General features: G+C 44.2%; 15 protein-coding genes. 8 read left to right on the top strand and 7 right to left on the bottom strand.

Features of this window, described 5'->3' with window-relative positions; translation table 11 throughout:
* Positions 1–56: 56 nt before the first annotated feature.
* From AACQ93_RS19765 to AACQ93_RS19785, 5 genes are all read left to right on the top strand, one after another.
* Positions 57–1,223: an HlyD family secretion protein gene (locus AACQ93_RS19765; RefSeq protein ID WP_369808754.1), complete on the top strand. Its 1,167-nt coding sequence runs from the start codon at positions 57–59 to the stop codon at positions 1,221–1,223.
* Positions 1,213–2,277 (top strand): DUF2955 domain-containing protein, encoded by a 1,065-nt coding sequence (locus AACQ93_RS19770; RefSeq protein WP_064608044.1) that lies wholly within the window; start codon positions 1,213–1,215, stop codon positions 2,275–2,277. Before AACQ93_RS19765 ends, AACQ93_RS19770 begins: the two co-directional genes overlap by 11 nt.
* Positions 2,270–2,806: a GrpB family protein gene (locus tag AACQ93_RS19775; RefSeq protein ID WP_064608047.1), complete on the top strand. Its 537-nt coding sequence runs from the start codon at positions 2,270–2,272 to the stop codon at positions 2,804–2,806. The genes AACQ93_RS19770 and AACQ93_RS19775 overlap by 8 nt, the downstream gene beginning before the upstream one ends.
* A 276-nt stretch (positions 2,807–3,082) precedes the next feature.
* The gene (locus AACQ93_RS19780; protein WP_064608050.1) at positions 3,083–4,609 is read left to right on the top strand and encodes a YfcC family protein; all 1,527 of its coding nucleotides are present in this window, start codon (positions 3,083–3,085) and stop codon (positions 4,607–4,609) included.
* Between the two features lie 108 nt (positions 4,610–4,717).
* Positions 4,718–4,990 (top strand): DUF1496 domain-containing protein, encoded by a 273-nt coding sequence (locus tag AACQ93_RS19785; RefSeq protein ID WP_064608052.1) that lies wholly within the window; start codon positions 4,718–4,720, stop codon positions 4,988–4,990.
* Positions 4,991–5,165: 175 nt separating this feature from the next.
* Here AACQ93_RS19785 and AACQ93_RS19790 read toward each other — a convergent pair whose 3' ends face one another.
* The 5 genes from AACQ93_RS19790 to AACQ93_RS19810 form a co-directional block, all read right to left on the bottom strand.
* Positions 5,166–5,330, bottom strand: coding sequence for a hypothetical protein (locus AACQ93_RS19790; protein ID WP_007466218.1), 165 nt, complete (start codon positions 5,328–5,330; stop codon positions 5,166–5,168).
* Between the two features lie 342 nt (positions 5,331–5,672).
* The gene (locus tag AACQ93_RS19795) at positions 5,673–5,972 is read right to left on the bottom strand and encodes a DUF406 family protein (protein ID WP_064608054.1); all 300 of its coding nucleotides are present in this window, start codon (positions 5,970–5,972) and stop codon (positions 5,673–5,675) included.
* A gap of 222 nt (positions 5,973–6,194) precedes the next feature.
* Positions 6,195–8,120: a RecQ family ATP-dependent DNA helicase gene (locus AACQ93_RS19800; RefSeq protein ID WP_064608056.1), complete on the bottom strand. Its 1,926-nt coding sequence runs from the start codon at positions 8,118–8,120 to the stop codon at positions 6,195–6,197.
* Positions 8,121–8,268: 148 nt separating this feature from the next.
* Entirely contained in the window at positions 8,269–10,275 is a 2,007-nt protein-coding gene (locus AACQ93_RS19805; RefSeq protein ID WP_064608058.1) for a cation:proton antiporter, read from the bottom strand.
* A gap of 381 nt (positions 10,276–10,656) precedes the next feature.
* Positions 10,657–12,222 (bottom strand): methyl-accepting chemotaxis protein, encoded by a 1,566-nt coding sequence (locus AACQ93_RS19810; RefSeq protein WP_064608060.1) that lies wholly within the window; start codon positions 12,220–12,222, stop codon positions 10,657–10,659.
* 483 nt (positions 12,223–12,705) lie between these two features.
* Here AACQ93_RS19810 and AACQ93_RS19815 point away from each other — a divergent pair, with 483 nt between their 5' ends.
* The 3 genes from AACQ93_RS19815 to AACQ93_RS19825 all read left to right on the top strand — a co-directional run bounded on the left by AACQ93_RS19815 (position 12,706) and on the right by AACQ93_RS19825 (position 15,905).
* On the top strand, positions 12,706–14,349 hold the full coding sequence (locus AACQ93_RS19815) for a methyl-accepting chemotaxis protein (protein ID WP_064608062.1): 1,644 nt from the start codon (positions 12,706–12,708) through the stop codon (positions 14,347–14,349).
* Positions 14,350–14,511: 162 nt separating this feature from the next.
* Positions 14,512–15,456 (top strand): SPFH domain-containing protein, encoded by a 945-nt coding sequence (locus tag AACQ93_RS19820; RefSeq protein ID WP_064608064.1) that lies wholly within the window; start codon positions 14,512–14,514, stop codon positions 15,454–15,456.
* Positions 15,453–15,905, top strand: a complete 453-nt coding sequence (locus AACQ93_RS19825) for an NfeD family protein (RefSeq protein ID WP_064608067.1) — start codon at positions 15,453–15,455, stop codon at positions 15,903–15,905. Before AACQ93_RS19820 ends, AACQ93_RS19825 begins: the two co-directional genes overlap by 4 nt.
* A gap of 99 nt (positions 15,906–16,004) precedes the next feature.
* Here AACQ93_RS19825 and AACQ93_RS19830 read toward each other — a convergent pair whose 3' ends face one another.
* Together AACQ93_RS19830 and AACQ93_RS25495 are read right to left on the bottom strand one after the other, a co-directional pair.
* Positions 16,005–17,063, bottom strand: a complete 1,059-nt coding sequence (locus AACQ93_RS19830; RefSeq protein WP_064608069.1) for an FUSC family protein — start codon at positions 17,061–17,063, stop codon at positions 16,005–16,007.
* Between the two features lie 561 nt (positions 17,064–17,624).
* Positions 17,625–18,020 carry a CZB domain-containing protein gene (locus tag AACQ93_RS25495; RefSeq protein WP_445323162.1) on the bottom strand — a complete coding sequence of 132 codons (396 nt, stop codon included), beginning with the start codon at positions 18,018–18,020 and terminating at the stop codon, positions 17,625–17,627.
* Positions 18,021–18,035: the final 15 nt, after the last annotated feature.

Raw genomic sequence — 18,035 nt, forward strand, 5'->3', positions numbered from 1 at the left:
CCGCAAGGGGAGGCGTTGATAATTCTGACGGAGCCATTTGTATGTCTGATGAAAACATGCCGAATGTTCAGGCTGAGCCAGATGAGCGAATAAGGGCCAGATCGGCAAAGCCGAAGCGGGTGAAGAAAGAGAGAACAAAAAAAGAAAAGAAACAGCGAACCGCACAAGAGAAAGTGAAGCGGGCAACCTTCTTTGTTCTGCTGATTTGTATTGGATTGTTTATTTTTTATGTCCTCGCTGATCGTTATATTCCATCCACTGATATGGCGCGAGTCCGGGGATATGTTATTCCGGTGACACCTCTGGTTTCGGGACGAGTTGTGGAAGTACAAGTTGAGCCTAATCAGGTTGTTCAGCCAGGAGATGCTTTGATTAGGATTGACCCAGCTGATTATCAGCTGGCTGTAGAAGAAGCTGAGCAAGGGTTGGTGAAAGCTGGTCAGAGTGTTGGTGTTCAGACTGCATCAGTGGCATCGGCACAGGCAAAGCTTTCTGATGCATTGGCTAACCAGGCACATATTCGTACTCAGGCATCACGTATTCTGGCCATGGCGAAAAAAGGGATTGTCCCGAAAGCAGAAGCTGATAAAACCCGGGCATCACTGGCGAGTGCTAAAGCTCAGGTGGAATCGGCGCAGGCAAACCTTGAGCAGGCTAAAACACAATTAGGAGCCAAGGGAAAAAATAACAGCCAGATGAAGTCTGCATTGCTGAAACTGCAAAAAGCTCAGCTCGATTTGGAAAGAACCGTTCTTCGCGCACCGGCAATAGGTGGGGTTTCCAACTTTCGGCTTGATGAAGGATTTTATGCCCGTGCGGGTCAGCCGTTACTGACGTTTGTTTCAGGAGAAGATGTCTGGATTGATGCGTATTTTCGTGAAAACAGCCTGGGTAACATGATTGTCGGTGATGAGGTGGAAATTGTTCTCGATTACGCTCCAGGCCGTGTTTTTAAAGGGAAGGTAGCCAGTATTGACTGGGGGATTAACTGGGGGCAAGCAGAACAGGTAGGACAGTTGGCTTCAGTTTCTCCACAGACAGGATGGCTGCGGCAGACGCAGCGATTCCCGGTAACAATCCAGTTTGATGACGACAATGCCAGAGGACTGAGGCGGGTTGGTGGTCAGGCTGATGTGATTGTTTATACCCAGGAAAATTCAGCGCTGAATATATTTGGAAGAATCTGGATTCGTTTAGTTAGCTGGTTGTCCTATGTTCGCTAGTGAAGATAATCAGGTGTTACTGGAACAGCAGCTTTATGCTGTAAGGGTAAAGCGGTATGTAATTGGTGTTGTAACTGCTTGTATGTTGGCCTATGGCATAGGCTGGGGGCTGTCATTTGTTTTCCCTGTTTTCCTTGCTAAATTTTTAGTTGATTATCCTGTATCTAACCGAGACAGATTCCAGCAACTGGTGTTAGCGATGGTGCTGACCGTGCTGGTGGGATTGGCTGTCAGTATGGGGATAACACAGTATCCGTTGATTCTGCTTATCTTGGTCGGCGGGCTGATGTTTTATGCTTATTACCTGTTTCTTGATCCTCACTGGAATTTTTTCGCTACGATTTTGCTGATATCAGTCATGCTATTGCCTTATCTGGGGATAACCAACTCAGCTGTCGCCATTTATGTTGGTACTGGATTGATTATTTCCGGTGTTCTTGCTGTTATAGCCTTTGCTGTTCTCCATTGGTTATTTCCAGAACCCCAGCAGAAAACTCAGTTATCGACTCAGGAGATTTTATCGAAAGAACTGAGAATTTATGCGTCTGCTAAAGCCTTAATAGTCGGTTATCCGGTAATTGTATATTTTTACTATTTTCAGATTAACGGTGCGATTTTGACCATGGTATTCATTGGCATTTTGTCATTACAAATCACGACCGTAAAGAGTATCAAAATAGGTCTGTTTTTATTATTAACTAATACTATTGGAGGTTTATTAGCAGTAATTTTGTACGAGCTGCTTGTAACTACACCACAGTTTATATTTCTCATTGCACTGATTACTCTTGTTAGTCTGAGCATTGGTTCAATGATTTATGAAAAGCCGGAAAAAGCGCCTTTATGGGCTGGAGTTATGTCTGCCATGCTTGTTGTTCTGGGAGGCACTATTTCATCTGACAGCAAGTTAATTGAGCTGAGCTTTTATGGTCGGATCGCACAGATTCTGTTGGCATCAGTCTATATGATCAGTGTTTCTGTTTTGATGGATCTTTATGAGAAATCCAAAGAAAATGAAACGCAGCAGGAGGAAATATCAGATAGCTATGAGTGAAAAAGGAAAGCGAATTATTGAAGTTGTGGATTACGACCCGTATTGGCCTGAACAATTTCAAGTTGAAGCTAAGAATATCAAGCAACAGATAAAACCGTTATCAATTAAACTTTATCATATCGGGAGTACATCAGTTCCAGGGCTAGCGGCTAAGCCAACGATAGACATTCTTGCTGAAGTCAGCGATATGAACAGCTTCGAACAGGTGGCTTATAAGCTCGCGGTAGCCGACTATGTAGCAAAAGGTGAAAACGGTATTCCAGGGCGGCGCTATTTCGAAAAAGGTGGTGTGAGGCGTATTTGTCATCTGCATGTGTTTGAATGTGGCAACTCGCATATTTATCGTCATCTTTGCTTTCGGGACTACCTTATTGCTCACCCTGATATTGCTAGTGAATATGGCTTCTTGAAAAAGAGAAATGCCAAAAGCTGCAATAATAATATTGATATTTACTGTCAAGATAAGAATGATTTTGTCAAAAATATAGAATCACTTGCCATAAAATGGGGCATAAAAGTAAATGTTTAAATTGAATTAAATGTGATAATGAAAGTTATTTGCTGAGTTTTTGTTTGCGATCTTTCAATAATCTTAGAGCGATGTTTTACTTTATGTGTTTTATTTCTTGATATCTAAATAATTAGATTTCGAAAATGAGGGTTATGAAATTAAAGTGATTATACGGGAATGATTTTTCAGTTATTTCATTTGCGACTCAGACGACATATTTTTATGTGATATCGTAATATCTTATCGGGCGTAAGAATGAATTACTTGTTCCAGATAAACCTTTGGGGACGTCTTATGCTTATTACAGAAAAATTAGGGAAAACTTTTCGCTTTCCGACAGCATTTACAATTTTATTTATAATTATGTTATTGGCGATTGGCTTGACATGGCTTGTCCCCGCCGGTTCTTATTCAAAGCTTTCTTATAATTCTGACGGTAATAACTTACTGGTCACCAGTCCGTATGGTGATGTTACCAGCGTTGCCGCAAATCAGGATGAATTAGAGAAGTTAAATATCAATATAAATATTGATCAGTTCGTAAATGGCACCATTCGTAAACCAATCGCAATACCTGATACTTATCAACGGCTGGAACAATCACCAAAAGGTTTGGGAGATGTAGCTGAAAGTATGGTAAAGGGGACAATAGAAGGTGCCGATATTATTGTCTTCATTCTTATTCTTGGTGGTCTGATCGGCGTCATTAATAAGACAGGTGCTTTTGATGCCGGACTGGTTGCGTTGTCTAAAAAAACCAAAGGCAATGAGTTCCTGTTTGTTGCTCTGGTTTCTATTGTTATGGCAATCGGTGGCACAACCTGTGGTTTGGAAGAAGAGGCTGTCGCTTTCTATCCGATTCTGGTGCCCATATTCCTGACTCTTGGCTACGACTCGATTGTTTGTGTTGGCGCTATTTTCCTGGCGGCTTCTATCGGTACTGCGTTCTCTACTATTAACCCATTCTCTGTGGTTATCGCATCTAATGCAGCTGGTATTTCCTTTACTGAAGGATTAGGAATTCGCTCTTTCGGCTTTTTAATCGGTGTAACTGTCGTTATCGGTTACCTGTATTGGTACTGCGAAAAAATCAAAAAGAATCCATCGTTTTCGTATACTTATGAAGATCGTGAAGAGTTTCGTGCTCGCTTCCTGAAAAACGGCGAACTGGATACAGAAGTTCCTTTTACCTTGCGTCGTAAGGTGATTCTCACTTTATTCGCAATTGCCTTTCCGCTGATGGTATGGGGGGTTTCTGTAGCCGGTTGGTGGTTCCCGCAAATGGCAGCATCTTTTCTGACTATTGCGATTATCATTATCTTCATCTCAGGTTTGAATGAGAAAGAAGCGGTAGAAGCGTTTACTCAAGGTGCATCCGAACTGGTTGCAGTATCTCTGATTATCGGTATGGCTCGTGGTGTGAACATCGTTCTTGAGCAGGGCATGGTTTCAGACACTATTCTGGCCTATGCGTCGGACTTAGTTTCCGGTATGCACGGTAGTATCTTTGCTGTTGCTCAGATGTTTATTTTCTTCCTGCTTGGTCTTGTTGTTCCGTCTTCGTCCGGCTTGGCTGTTCTTTCAATGCCGATTATGGCACCTCTGGCAGATACGGTAATGATCCCACGTGATATCGTGGTCTCTGCTTATAACTGGGGACAGTACGCAATGTTGTTCCTGGCTCCAACTGGCTTGGTTCTGGTGACCTTGCAGATGCTGGATATTCAATTCAACAAGTGGGTTAAATTTGTATTTCCAATCGTGGCCTTCCTGTTAGTGTTTGGTTCAGCACTCCTGGTAGGACAGGTTATGATGGTTTGAGTTTTGTACCAATATCACTGCGGTATAGAGTTTGGTCATTTCAATAATCTTTCAGATAACTTACTATCTCAGAAGATGTTTTTGCTATCTGCTCAGATGGGTTAGTGTATGAAGAAATTGGCAGCTGCTGTTGTTTGCTCAGGCTTATTAATGAGTGGTTTTTCTACTGGTATTGCCGCGAAAGAAGTGTCGGTATCAAGTAAACCGGAAATTACACTGCAACCTGTTTTGCAGAATCAGCGGGTTTGTTTTTACGATGGTAAAGAGTACTCCGTTGGCGCAGTGCTTGTAATTGGTAAAATTACAATTGAGTGTGGGCCAGAAAACGATTTTGAATCAAACGGTAAAGTACGTTGGAATAAGCTGGAAGATACGAAGTAAGTTAACTTGAACCGTTAAAAAAGAAAACGCCGTATCGTGATAAACGATACGGCGTTTTGCTTTAAAGCCAGCCGACAAAGAATAATTGGTGGTTTTATCAGGCTGGATTTTGGTATTCGGTTTGGGCAAGCAAGGGGGAAACTGTCACCTTTTCCGAATACCGAACGTCTTGTGATTAACGAATCACACGACCAGAGTTTGGAGCAAGTTTACCTGTACCGCCCTGGTGATGCTCTGGAGCTACACCCATTTCTTGCATCAGCAGCTCTTTCATGGCTGCGGCTTCGCGTGCGTTAGTTGGTTTCCAATTGGCGATAACTTTTGCTTTATGGCTATTCATTGAACTATTCCTTTTCATTTGCGGTATTGGGTAAATACCTGCTGCCTTGTCATTAAGTATATGCTGTCATTTTCATACAAAACGAGGTGCATTTCCAGGAAAAAATGCGCTTTGCGTATCCATGTGCGTAAAGTTTTATACTACATCTAAAAAAACAACCATGCATATCTGACCAGTTAACCGGATATTTATGCGCTTTTAACGGGAATTTAATGTGTAAGATTAAATATAGTTCGTTAATGGCATTAAAAAAGCCAATTCCTTCAGGGAATTGGCTTTATCTTGAATTTTGTACTTTTACAACAAAGCAGGAATTTGCATGCTTTGATGCAGCAGCTGATTTTATTTAGCCAGTGAGCGGCTCTTCAGTTCAAAGATCATTTTTTCTGCGCTGCACTCGAACTGAACACGAGCTGTCAGTTCCTGACTGTTGTCGTCAATAGGAGATACTTCATGTTTGAAGTTTTCATTAACTTCTTTTGCCAGAGCAAGGTAGTTGTTCAGCTCTGCCAGTAGTGCGTCTTTACCGTTAGCAAAAACTTTTACTTCAGCTACTTCATCGCCTTCCTTGATGATAAAGCCCATTTCTGCTGATACGCCGCAAGCTTCACAAGTTTCGTATTGTAGATCTTCGTTTGACATGGCTATAACTCTATTTCCATTGATATTATGAGACTATTCTAAAACTTCGTGATGAAGATCGCTATTTATTAATGATGAAAAGTGAGTTTTATGCAATCACCTGAAAGTAAAAATGTACGTGAAGTTTTTATATTCCCGTGTGAGTGATTGATGGAGTTGAGGAAAGCGGATCAGACACAGAGCCCGAAGGCTCTGTGTGATAAAGGTAAGTAACGCAGTAGATTATTTGAGTTCAGGAAATACTTCGGATACTAGCTCTTTGGTTTGACGGAAAGAGTAGGCTTCAAGTTTGGCAAATCCACTCATCTGTCTTGCTTTCACTTTGGTATTTAACGGCGAGGTCATGCCACTCAAAAAGCGGGTAATTGCTGCTGTTGACGGTGGTGTTGGGCAGGCTGTGATAAACGGATCGCACCAGGTTTTGAGTGTGTTGACTGTAATTTCCGGCAGAGGCTCTGAGTTCACTAGCTCTGCGACTTTGCCGCGGCAAACAGAGCAGTGTCCGCATTCGTGAGGTGCGTTCGCATCGGCAAAATAATCTGCCAGTGTATGGCTCAGGCACTGGCTGCTCTCAAAGAAACTCAGCATCCGTGTGATGCGCTCAATCTCGCTATTCTCTTTTTGTTGGAATAGATCGTAGAGGTATGAAGCCAACTCCTGAATGTTAAAATTCGGATTAATGACTTTATAGACGTCCGTCATCTGTTTGCTTTCCAGCTCGATCCAACCTTTTTCATTGAAGTAATCGATAGCTGATACAACACGCTTTCGCTCAGCCTGACAACCTTGCCAGAGTGCTTCGAAGTCAACTGTGTGCCAGGTGCGAGCTTTTGGTGAGCAGGCAAAGATCTGGCTGACGAACTGACGACGCTCGCCCTGGAAGTGCTCAATGATAGATTGTTGGTCCTGAATCATCTTGAAGCGGTAATCAGCAAAGTAGGTGTACTGTGGTTCGATGATTTGCTGCATTTCGAGATAGACCAGTAAGGTTTTGAGGGGCAGCAGACGAATATTACTGTCGCGGGACAGACGTGACAGCATCACTTCCCATTGACCCGGACTCGCCTGGATTTGTGACAGGATGAAGGCGATTGCATCAAGGTCCGGTGTGTCTCCATAAACAAAATTTTCAAGTACGTTTACACTGGATTTGTTTGCCAGCACCGTACAGTGTGAAAGCTGACCATCACGTCCGGCACGGCCTATTTCCTGGCTGTAGTTTTCAATTGATTTCGGCAGATCATAGTGAATAACCTGGCGGATATCAGCTTTGTCGATCCCCATACCGAACGCGATGGTAGCAATGATGCAGTTGTGCTGACCGGCCATGAAAGCCTGTTGAATCTGCTGACGTTGTTCGCTGTCCATACCTGCATGGTAGGCCTGCGCCTTGTAGCCGTGTTGGTTTAGCCATTGCGCCAAATTCTCTGCTGTTTTTTGCAGAGTGACATAAACGATAGTTGGCTGTTGTGGGCTTTGCTCTAACTGAGAAAGCAATGCTTGCTGCTTATCGGCTTCAGCAGTCGGGGCGATGGTCAGATCTAGGTTTGAGCGATAAAAACCGGTGATGACGATGTTGTTTTGCTCGATGCCAAATTTATGACTCATATCTTCGATAACCGCTGGTGTCGCAGTCGCGGTTAACAATAAAACCTGCGGAATGTTTAGCCACTGGCGATGGACAGGTAGTTTTAGGTAATCAGGTCGGAAGTTATGTCCCCATTCGGAAATACAGTGCGCTTCATCTACGACCAGCAGAGAAATCGGTACTTGCGAGATGAACTGACGGAAACGCTCGTTATTGAGGCGTTCGACTGAAATCATCAGCACTTTGATTTCACCGTTTCTGACGCCTTGCATTACTTGCTGGCTTTCATCCCAGCTTAAGGTGGAATCAATTGATGCAGCAGGGATATTTTTACTGCGAAGGAAATCAAGCTGATCTTTCATTAGTGCCAGCAGCGGAGAAATCACTAATGTCAGGTGAGGAAGTTGTACCGCTGGCAACTGGTAACAAAGCGATTTACCTGAGCCTGTCGGGAAGATAGCCGCGGATGATTCACCATTTAGGATACGGGTGATCACGGCTACCTGGCCCGGGCGAAGGGCATCAAAACCAAAGGTGTTTTTCAGAGTTTGCTGGTACATGAATCAAAAGCACTGTAATGAGAAGTCATGCGGAGATAATAACTCACCTGATGCTTCAAATGCATACAACGACATTATTTGATGACTTTTTATTGTTAATAATCAGGCAAAATTCGATCAACCTTTCAATGAGTCGGCAAGAGGCGCACTACTTAATCTGAGATTTGAGTGCAGCTTTGATTTTCTCAGCGTCGTCTTCAGATAACAGGTATTGCCGGGCGTATTGTTCCAGTTGCTCGTATTCAGCAGTGAGTAAGTAGTTCTCTAGGAGTCTGCTTTGAACCTTTTTGGCAATATCTGGATGCTGATTTTCCAGTACACGGACTTTTTCTTCACTGCTTGTCAGCCACCCTTGCCAGATTTTTTCGACACTTTCCGCCACAGCGTTAGGAATTTGCTCTTCTTCCGCCCATAATTTTAGCTCTGAGAGCACACTGTTACAGCTGATCATTCGTGCCAGCGCCATTTCATACTCTTGCTCGACTAATCGATGAGGTTGTTTATAAATGAAGGTGTGAATTTTGTGCAGCAGAGAACTCATTTCTCGAGGAAGAAGAGAAAAGCCAGGTCTGGTGTACTCGTGTCGAATTGCTTCCATTTGTTCATCCAGCGAGTTTTTTAGCTCTTCATAGACAGTGGCACTGATCAGGCCTTGATCAAAGAGCTGATATAAATAACCAATTTCAACACTGGAGCAACGCAGCATCAGCCTGTTCCATAGTCCTATGGGGCCAACTTCGGCACTGAACCAGTGATGAAGCTGTTTTTCTTGCTGCTTAATCAATGGTTCGATTCGATCAGACAGCGTTTTCGGTGCTTGTCTTGTCGATAGTTCGGTACGGAGCAAAGGCTCGAGGGCCTGACGTCCTTGTCGAAGGGCTGATAAGGTGATTTCAGCGGTTGCAATATTGTCGTTGATATCCTGCTCACGAAGGCATAGATGCGATGTCAGCGGCTTAATCAGTAGGCCTTGAATCAGGGTTGAGAAGAACACGACATTGATGGCAATGGAGAGCAAGGTTTCGTCGCCGAGCAATGTCACCAGCCCCATAGCCAGAGCCATGGTTACTGCGCCGCGCATACCACCGACAAAAACCAGATGCTGGTATTCGATGGGGATGGCTTTATCTTGTCGTTGTATTCGGCCCACCTGCGGTAGCAGCAGGTAAGCGATTAGGGCACGGGAAACCCAGAGAATAATCAGGACAACAAGTGAAATTCCGGCGTTTTCCCAGATTAGGCTGAGATCCATCCATAGCCCTACGATAAGGAAAACGCTGGCTGTGGCAATAAATGAAAGATAAGACCAAAAGTGGTTCAGATACTGCTGAGAGTGACGTGATATTGGTAGCGGGACATTCATTGCCAGGGTCAGCCCGGCTGTGGTGGTTGCAACAATGCCGCTGGCATTGAGTATCTCTTCTGCAAACAGATAGCTGCCAAAGGCAAGTAAAAGGCTGAGGCTTATTTCCAGAAAAGGGTCATCCGGCATTTTTTTCCATAGCTTCAGTAGTATGCGGGCTAAAATCCATCCGCTGGCGATACCGCCGATAAGGGTCAGCAAAAAGAGATGACTGCCATACAGCAGGGCTGAGCCAAGGGTTCCGCCAATCGTAAATACAGCTACCAGAATTTTAGTTAGCGTGATCGCTGTTGCATCATTGAACAGGCTTTCCCCTTCGATCAACATGATCAAATCTTTCGGGGCGCCAAGTTGGCGAAAAGCGGATATGACGGCACTGGGATCGGTGGCGCTGAGAATAGCCCCCAACAGGAGTGCCAGTGATACATCTAGCGGAGTCAACAGGGCAACAAGCAGGGCTACGGTAAAGGTTGAAATTAGAACACCCGGTAATGCCAGTACAAAGATAGGCAGTCGGTTGGCATTAAGTTTACTGATGTCCATGTTATACGCGGTCTCAAACACCAGAGTTGGCAGCAGGACCATCAGAATAATGTCATGGGCAAATTCTTTGGTTGTCAGTGCTCCAAGCGGCAAGGGCACCAGTTCTTGCGTCGAATGAAGCAGTAACCCGGTAAGGATTAGTAAAATCGGGTGCGGAACCTGAGTTGCTTTAGCGATTGGCCGGGTGATGACAGCCGCAAGCAAGAAAATGAAAAAAGCGATTAACACAGACAGGCTGGAAGTACTCATTTTGAATATCCCTTCAAAATTCGAACGTTTATACCAATCAGCATAAATATATGAGCGTTCTTGCTGGTTAAAATCACCTATTACAGCGTCATAATTTTTGTAATTAGCGCCACTAGTAACTGCAAATTCTTCCTTGTTCTAGGTGATTTTTCCGGCGCAATAATCACACACTTACTTATCCTGATTGGTATTATTTATCCAGATGTTCTGTTTTATTAAACGCTTTTTTGCCGGGAAAGACAAACATGGCACTGGTTCAGCAAGTTTGTTTTGGGGCTGTTTTATATTGCTACGGTTTTTGTATGGAGAGGACAGGCGTTAAAAGACGGCAACTGTGAGTTACAGTTGCCGTGGATAAACAGCTGAAAGATAAGTAATGGCTTACTTTTCTTCGAAGCGGGCTGCAAGCTGGTGGAAGTCATCAACCCGTTTTTTCAGTGTTGAGCTGCTTTGCTCAACCTGAGCTACTTCCTGCAAGTTATGCTGTGAAGCTTCCGCGATGGCATGGATATGCTGGTTGGTCTGCTCAGACAGTTGTTCCTGCTGCGAGGCAGACGTTGATACTTCACTGATCAGGTCGTTGATTGACTGCATATTGGATTCAACCAGCTGCAGGCATTTAGCACCTTTCTCGGCGATATCAACACATTCATTGGTTTTATCACGGTTACTTTCAATCAATGCCTGCCACTCATTAATAGTGGTAACCATCTGTGAAATGCTTGATTGAATTTGCTCAGTGGCATTTTGCGTTCTTGAAGACAATGCCCGGACTTCATCAGCAACCACAGCAAAACCGCGTCCGTTGTCTCCCGCGCGTGCTGCTTCAATGGCTGCATTTAGTGCCAACAGGTTTGTCTGCTCAGCAATACCTCTGATTTCAGTCATCACGGTACTGACTTTATCAGCCTCAGAACTGAGCTGTCGGGTTGCCTTTGTGGCCTGTTCTGCCTGAGATGACAGGTCATGAAGACTGTGCTGAGTTGAATCAAGTTGAATTCGTGTTTGCCTGCAATGATCACGGGTTTCATTCAGCAATGAATTACTCTGAACGGCATGTGACGCGACAGAACGTGCTGAATCAGAAATATCTTCCATTGCATCGGCAACATGCTGGATGTTTCGGTTTTGGACAGAAATAGCTTGATTTACTTTAGTGGCAGAGTCACTCAGCTGATCGGCCAGATCATGCAGCGGAGCTGCTGAATCAGTCATTCGTCCAAGTACGGTACGGATACGGGCTGATGCCATTTTCAGGTGGTAATCCGCAACAGAGAAGCGATCACTGCCCGAGAAAATCAGACGGCTGATGCTGTCATAGCGTTGACGTAATTCTTTCAGGCGAATTGGGGTGTCAAACAGCTCCTGACGGAAAAGTAGGCCAATAACGGCGACAGGGGTTAAAGACAAGGCGGCTTGCATATTGAACCCGCCATCAAGCAGGTTGCTCATGGCAGGAAGGGCGCAAGCTGTTGCTAAGGCTGTATATTTCAGGCTGTCAGGAAGAGCAAAGGCTGCGCGTCGCCCGCGTTTTTCAGCTTTAAGCAGTTGCTGGTATGCCGTGGTCGCTATTTTCACCCAGTGAGCTTTGGGTTTTACCCGAACTGATTGGTAGCCGGTGATCCTGCCGTTTTCATAGATAGGCGTCACATAAGCATCTACCCAGTAATAATCACCACTTTTGGCTTTGTTTTTCACAATGCCGCGCCATGCATTTCCTTCACGCAACCGTGCCCATAAGTCGGCAAATGCGGCTTTAGGCATGTCCTGGTGTCGGATGATATTGTGATTCTGACCCAAAAGTTCGTCTTCACTATAGCCTGCAACACGGCAGAAAGATGGATTGCAGTAAGTGATGACACCTTTTAGGTCGGTAGTAGATACAAGCTGTTCGCCTTCAGGAAAAACAATTTCCTTTTGATTACAAAGAGTATTGCTTCGTGACATTTTTAATGAGCCTGACTTTTTGCGGGCCTTATTTTTAGGCACCTTATTATAAATCGGGCTAATGAAAACATATTATGATGCAAAGTGGCAATATATTAATAATGCTTTGCTGGATAATGTCGAATATTACAAATTTATGACTATAAAATATCTTTGATGTGACTTGTGTGACTCAAGTTGACTATGGCTGCGAGCAAGATCGTATAACAGCATAAAAAGGTAGTTACATCGATCATCAGCACGTGTTGTCGGTCACAATTCTTATTAATCATCTTCAATTAAGATTGCATTCTTAAAAATAAACCCTCTTTGCTTGTGGTGTTATTGACCCATTATCAGCAGCAACTGTTGCAATAAGTGAAATGACTCGATTTTAAGTAATTAAATCATGCATTTGTATGGCTTTGTGTTGGATGCAGTACGTATTTGTCGCTATGGTTAGCGCCTCATATGCAAAAGTGTTCAATGGTTCGGGAAGTTAATATGTTGTGGTTTAAGAATCTGACATTCCGGTGGAAGTTTTTTTCTCCGGTTGCACTTGTGATTATTCTGTTTTCAGCATTATTTACGGTGATATCCGTAGTGTCACATGAGCAGGCAAATGCAGGGAAGCTACTGACAGACGAAGTTTTGCCTGTAGAGGAAGAACTGGATGACGGTTATCGTGATATGTATCAGATGATGGCTGCCGGACAGGGGGTAATTCTGGCAGAGGATAACCCGGAACGTATTCGTTATTTTCAGGAAGAATTTTATGATGATCTTCCTAAGGCGTTACCGCGTTTATTGTCACCGAATCGCCTGATCGAAATAGGCTTTTTGAGTGAAAGTAACCGCGAGCGGTTAGTAAAACTGGAAATGGCATTTAATCGTTGGGCTGCTCATTACCGCACCATGATTGATGAGCCGGAACTGGCGCAGTTTTACTACGACGAAAACCAGAAAGTTATTGAAGCTGAATTTGATGTATTGCGCGGTCACGTGAAAGATTTCCGTAAAGAAATTCAGACCTCGCAGAACACTCTTAAAGCCAGTATCGACAATCAACTGGCAACAGCGACTCGTATTCTCCAGGTTGGTTTGTTTGCGACAATTATCATCTCACTGTTATTGTCATGGGTTGTTTCAGGCCTCGTTATTGCGCCTGTTAAGCGCCTGTCTGTTGCTATGAATGATATTGCAAGTGGGGACGGTGATTTGACTCAACGAGTCAAAGTAGAGAGCAGTGACGAGGTTGGTCAGTTAGCTGGTTCGTTTAACGAGTTTGTTTCCCGTATCCATCACACGATAACGGAAGTTGCTGCGACCCTGAAATCAGTACAGGGTGAGACTCGTCAGATTCATGCACAGACAGAAGGCGTTGTACATGGCGCGGTTAAACAACGTGAAGAAAGTACACATGTTGCGACTGCTGTTCACGAGATGAGTGCCACCATTGATGATGTCAGCTCACATGCTAATGAAGCAGCAGAAGCGAGTCAGAGTGCCAGCAATGAGTCTGAAACGGCAAAAGATGTGTTAGGAAGTACTGTTGCATCTATTTATCAGTTGGCTGATGAAATTGAATCAGCTAATGGTGTTATCAGTAACCTTGAGCATGATGTTGGCAACATCGCCTCAATTCTGGATGTGATCCGTGGTATCGCAGATCAGACGAACTTACTGGCGTTGAATGCGGCGATTGAAGCGGCCCGAGCCGGTGAGCAGGGAAGAGGTTTTGCCGTGGTTGCCGACGAAGTAAGGACTCTGGCAAGTAAGACTCAGGCGAGTACCGGTGAAATTCAGGTAATGATTGAAAGATTGCAGCAAGGGGCTCATGCAGCGGTTGTGGCTATGGAAAGTAGTCGTAACCGGGGTAATGAGACGGTTGAGCAGGCTCAGTCTGCAACAGACTCATTGGATGTCATTACCAATTCCATTAATGTCATTAATGACATGAACGTTCAGATTGCAGCAGCATCGACTCAACAGAGCCAGGTGAGTGACGGGATCAGCAGTAATGTTCAGACCATTGCTGATATGAGTGAAGATATGGTCGGTCGCGTCCAAAATACAGAAAAAGCCTTTGATGAACTGGCAAGGCAATGCCAGCAACTTGAGCGGTTACTTGGTCAGTTCCGAATTTAGCTCTAATTTCGAATTTTAATCTATTCCTAATTTCATTCTTATTAAGAACATCCGTAAAGGCGGATGTTCTTTTTTTAGTAATTAATATTTCATTTGTATGAATATTCAATGGGTTGATGTAATCTGGTGCATTATGAATGGTGTTTATTTAAGGAGTGTATAGTGCCATACGATACGTTAATTACAGTGGGAGCTTTTCTCTTCGTCGCGATTGTATTTATTGCTGCCGGCGTAAAAACTGTCCCGCAGGGAAACGAATGGACAGTTGAGCGATTTGGTCGCTATACCAAGACGTTACGTCCTGGCTTGAACCTGATTGTTCCCTTTATTGATTCTATTGGTAACAAAATCAATATGATGGAGCGAGTGTTGGATATTCCGGCTCAGGAAGTCATTTCCCGTGATAACGCAAACGTGACCATTGATGCTGTGTGTTTTGTGCAAGTTATTGATGCGGCAAAAGCGGCTTATGAAGTCAACGATCTGGAACACGCGATCCGTAACCTGACACTGACCAATATCCGTACTGTGCTTGGCTCAATGGAGCTGGATGAAATGCTGTCTCAGCGTGACCGAATCAACGGCCAGTTGCTGACGATTGTCGATGAGGCGACTAATCCATGGGGTATTAAAGTTACCCGTATCGAAATCCGCGATGTGCAGCCACCAGCAGATTTGACTGCGGCGATGAATGCGCAGATGAAGGCTGAGCGTAATAAGCGTGCAGAAATTCTGGAAGCAGAAGGTATTCGTCAGGCTGAGATCCTGCGAGCAGAGGGTCACAAGCAATCAGAAATCTTGCGTGCGGAAGGTGAAAAGCAGGCTGCTATTCTTCAGGCTGAAGCTCGTGAACGTGCTGCTGAAGCAGAAGCGCGAGCAACATCAATGGTATCTGAGGCTATCGCAAAAGGTGATCTGCAGGCTGTGAACTACTTCGTGGCACAGGGATATACTGATGCGCTGAAATCGATTGGTCAGTCTGAGAATGGTAAAGTGATTATGCTGCCGCTTGAAGCGACGGGTCTGATGGGGTCTGTTGCAGGTATTGCTGAATTGTTGAATCAGCCAAAGACAGCCAGCACGGTTAAAAAAGGATCTGAAGAATGATTGAACTGCTTGAGCAGATGAACTTCTGGCACTGGCTTGCGCTGGGCCTTGTGTTACTGCTTTTGGAGTTGGTGGGAACTGCGGGTTACCTACTGTGGTTAGGTGTTTCTGCCTTACTTGTCGGACTGTTGATGACAATGATTCCGATGAGCTGGTCACTGCAATGGCTGACCTTTGCAGTCTTTTCGCTGTTTTCTACCTGGCTTTGGTGGCGCTATCAGCATCGTAAAGATCGTGCAGACGATCAGGCCAGTACGTTGAATAAACGTAACGAGCAAATGGTTGGCCAGACTTGTCGACTGGATGCGCCTTTCCCGCCAGGGCAGGGACGAATCCGAATGGGGGACACCTCCTGGCTGGCAAAAGCTGATGAGGCGATTGATGCTGGAACATTAGTTGAAGTGATTCGGGTTGAAGGTATTGTTCTGGTTATTCAGCCGAAGAAATAGCCGAAAAACTTTCTGCTAACGCTGATTTACTGATGAAAAAGAAAGAGTGAAGCCTTGTGGCTTCACTCTTTTTTATTCAAATTGCACTCTGCGCTGTCGTCATTTTGCTTTATCTAGTGAGTGGTTAAAAACCTTACTCAAGCAAAAAGAGAGTGCGCTGAGGTATTGAACTAGCTGGTGGTTAAGCCACAAATAACCGAACTGGTTGATATTCTGATCAGAAAAATCGGTTGGAACATGCTGTGTCTCTGGTGGAGATAGGGTAAGGTTCAACTCAATATCTTGAGACAGAACTTGTTTCACTTCTCCAGTGTCAACTTCAAGACTGAGTTGGTTAATGGTTTCAAAAAGTGTCTCATTGGCAGCAAGTAATTCCCGCCCAGTTGTGTTCTGATGAAGCTTTGTCACTGTCTCCCAGCGGCTGTTTATCAGGTTTTCAAGAATACTTAATACACGTCTTTCAGAAATAACAATATCCGCAATTTCTTGTTTATCACCATGCCATTCTTTTTGTACGTGAACCATTAAGCTTCGCTGCTTGGCTAAATTTACACTGAGCAACTTCATATTGTATTCCATATGCTCGTCGTCGCTGGCAAGTTCCTGGCTGTGCAGTAAATAGTAATCACTGCTAAGTTGTAAAAACTCACTCACCAGCATTTGAAAGTGCACCATGGCGCGAGATGGGAAGAACAAACGACCACAGGCATAGTTAATCACCGTACCAAGTATCACATTCAGCGTGCGCCATTCAGCCACCTCCAGGTCTCCGGGGCCGGTACCGGCGACTAACACTAGAGTGATGCCAACTAAAATAGCGGCATAAGAGTGGCGACCATGAGCAAAGTACATTGCTACAGCGATGAAAATTAACAGGATCGCATCATGAAACACTGACAGGTTCATTGGCAGTAGGTAGAGCGTAAAACCTAATGATGCGCCAACCAGCGTTCCGAGCAGGCGCTGGTTGGCTTTAGTCAGCACTGAGCCGAGATACGATACCGGGCCCATAACAACAATGATTGTAATAAGCGCCCAGCTGCCGTGAGGGATCGAGAAAATATGAAGGATTAGAAGGGCGATAGCACAGGCAATGACGATCCGTGCCAGATGGAAAATGGCTTGATGACGTATGATGAAACGATCAGAAAAAAACATAATCTTGCTTAAAGGGTTGAGTCGTAATATAGCTTTTGGTTTTCAGGGAATACTGGTTTGTTTTCAGCTGTGTTCTGCTGTTTACAACACGGTATTTGTCCGGAGGGAGCTGCTCGCGTCGATAATTCCGGATAAAAAACAGAAAAGGTTTAACCTGGTGCAGAATGAATGAGGGGATCTGTGTGAGGAGTTAGATTTTTGATGTCTTCATCATTAAAGCCGACTCGATTGAATAAATTCGACATGACTTTATGGAATTTAGCACGTGTGGGAGCAGGAACGTCCGGGGGGAAATCTGTCATGCTGTGTAATCCTTCCTGATAAATCCTTTAGGCTTATAAAATGGCATGACTTTGACAAAATTAACAGTAATTTTGTGATGCAGGTCTGAAAGTTTATTTTTCAGGGTTGATCGACGATGATTCTTTCGCCTTTTTAATCATCTAAGGTAATCCTCAACTGACAATCGTATAAAGTTGGGTAGATAGGAGATTGTTTGTTGATTATCAGTTGAGGGCGAAATTTTTGAACCTCGGCTTTAACGTTTAAATATCGATAAACTCAATGCAGAATCTCTTCAAGTAAACCATCGATATTAAAGACGACCTCTTCACTGGCAGACTCCATTGCATTGATGTGTTGAAGCATGAGCTCAAACTCATTATTCATACCAGCCTGAAGCGCTTCACGGCCTGAACTGTGCACTTTTTCGTGAGGAGAGTTTATTTTTTTGAATCCATTAAGGTGACTGAAGTTTTTTGCCCCGCTTCCTTCAAAATACCACTTACCCAGACGGCACTCTTTGTGGCTGTTCACCCCAGTATTAAACTGGTTAAGAGCGATTTTTTGATAAATATTGTTTTTCCATACTGCGTGATCAAGCTTAACTGTATCAAGGAAAGTTCTGACGGATGCCGTGTGAATCACACTTTGCATATGATGGGATTTTTCTTTCATTTCATCGAGTTCATT

Origin of the sequence: Photobacterium sp. J15 (assembly GCF_963870815.1) — a bacterium.
GTDB classification, from domain to species: Bacteria; Pseudomonadota; Gammaproteobacteria; order Enterobacterales; family Vibrionaceae; genus Photobacterium; species Photobacterium marinum.

What these genes read in the sequence shown, in the direction of transcription:
- AACQ93_RS19815 (WP_064608062.1), top strand. Translation starts at nt 12,706, where the DNA reads ATGTTGTGGTTTAAGAATCTGACATTCCGGTGGAAGTTTTTTTCTCCG.
- AACQ93_RS19785 (WP_064608052.1), top strand. Translation starts at nt 4,718, where the DNA reads ATGAAGAAATTGGCAGCTGCTGTTGTTTGCTCAGGCTTATTAATGAGT.
- AACQ93_RS19790 (WP_007466218.1), bottom strand. Translation starts at nt 5,330, where the DNA reads ATGAATAGCCATAAAGCAAAAGTTATCGCCAATTGGAAACCAACTAAC.
- AACQ93_RS19810 (WP_064608060.1), bottom strand. Translation starts at nt 12,222, where the DNA reads ATGTCACGAAGCAATACTCTTTGTAATCAAAAGGAAATTGTTTTTCCT.
- AACQ93_RS25495 (WP_445323162.1), bottom strand. Translation starts at nt 18,020, where the DNA reads ATGAAAGAAAAATCCCATCATATGCAAAGTGTGATTCACACGGCATCC.
- AACQ93_RS19800 (WP_064608056.1), bottom strand. Translation starts at nt 8,120, where the DNA reads ATGTACCAGCAAACTCTGAAAAACACCTTTGGTTTTGATGCCCTTCGC.
- AACQ93_RS19830 (WP_064608069.1), bottom strand. Translation starts at nt 17,063, where the DNA reads ATGTTTTTTTCTGATCGTTTCATCATACGTCATCAAGCCATTTTCCAT.
- AACQ93_RS19770 (WP_064608044.1), top strand. Translation starts at nt 1,213, where the DNA reads ATGTTCGCTAGTGAAGATAATCAGGTGTTACTGGAACAGCAGCTTTAT.
- AACQ93_RS19775 (WP_064608047.1), top strand. Translation starts at nt 2,270, where the DNA reads ATGAGTGAAAAAGGAAAGCGAATTATTGAAGTTGTGGATTACGACCCG.
- AACQ93_RS19805 (WP_064608058.1), bottom strand. Translation starts at nt 10,275, where the DNA reads ATGAGTACTTCCAGCCTGTCTGTGTTAATCGCTTTTTTCATTTTCTTG.
- AACQ93_RS19765 (WP_369808754.1), top strand. Translation starts at nt 57, where the DNA reads ATGCCGAATGTTCAGGCTGAGCCAGATGAGCGAATAAGGGCCAGATCG.
- AACQ93_RS19795 (WP_064608054.1), bottom strand. Translation starts at nt 5,972, where the DNA reads ATGTCAAACGAAGATCTACAATACGAAACTTGTGAAGCTTGCGGCGTA.
- AACQ93_RS19825 (WP_064608067.1), top strand. Translation starts at nt 15,453, where the DNA reads ATGATTGAACTGCTTGAGCAGATGAACTTCTGGCACTGGCTTGCGCTG.
- AACQ93_RS19780 (WP_064608050.1), top strand. Translation starts at nt 3,083, where the DNA reads ATGCTTATTACAGAAAAATTAGGGAAAACTTTTCGCTTTCCGACAGCA.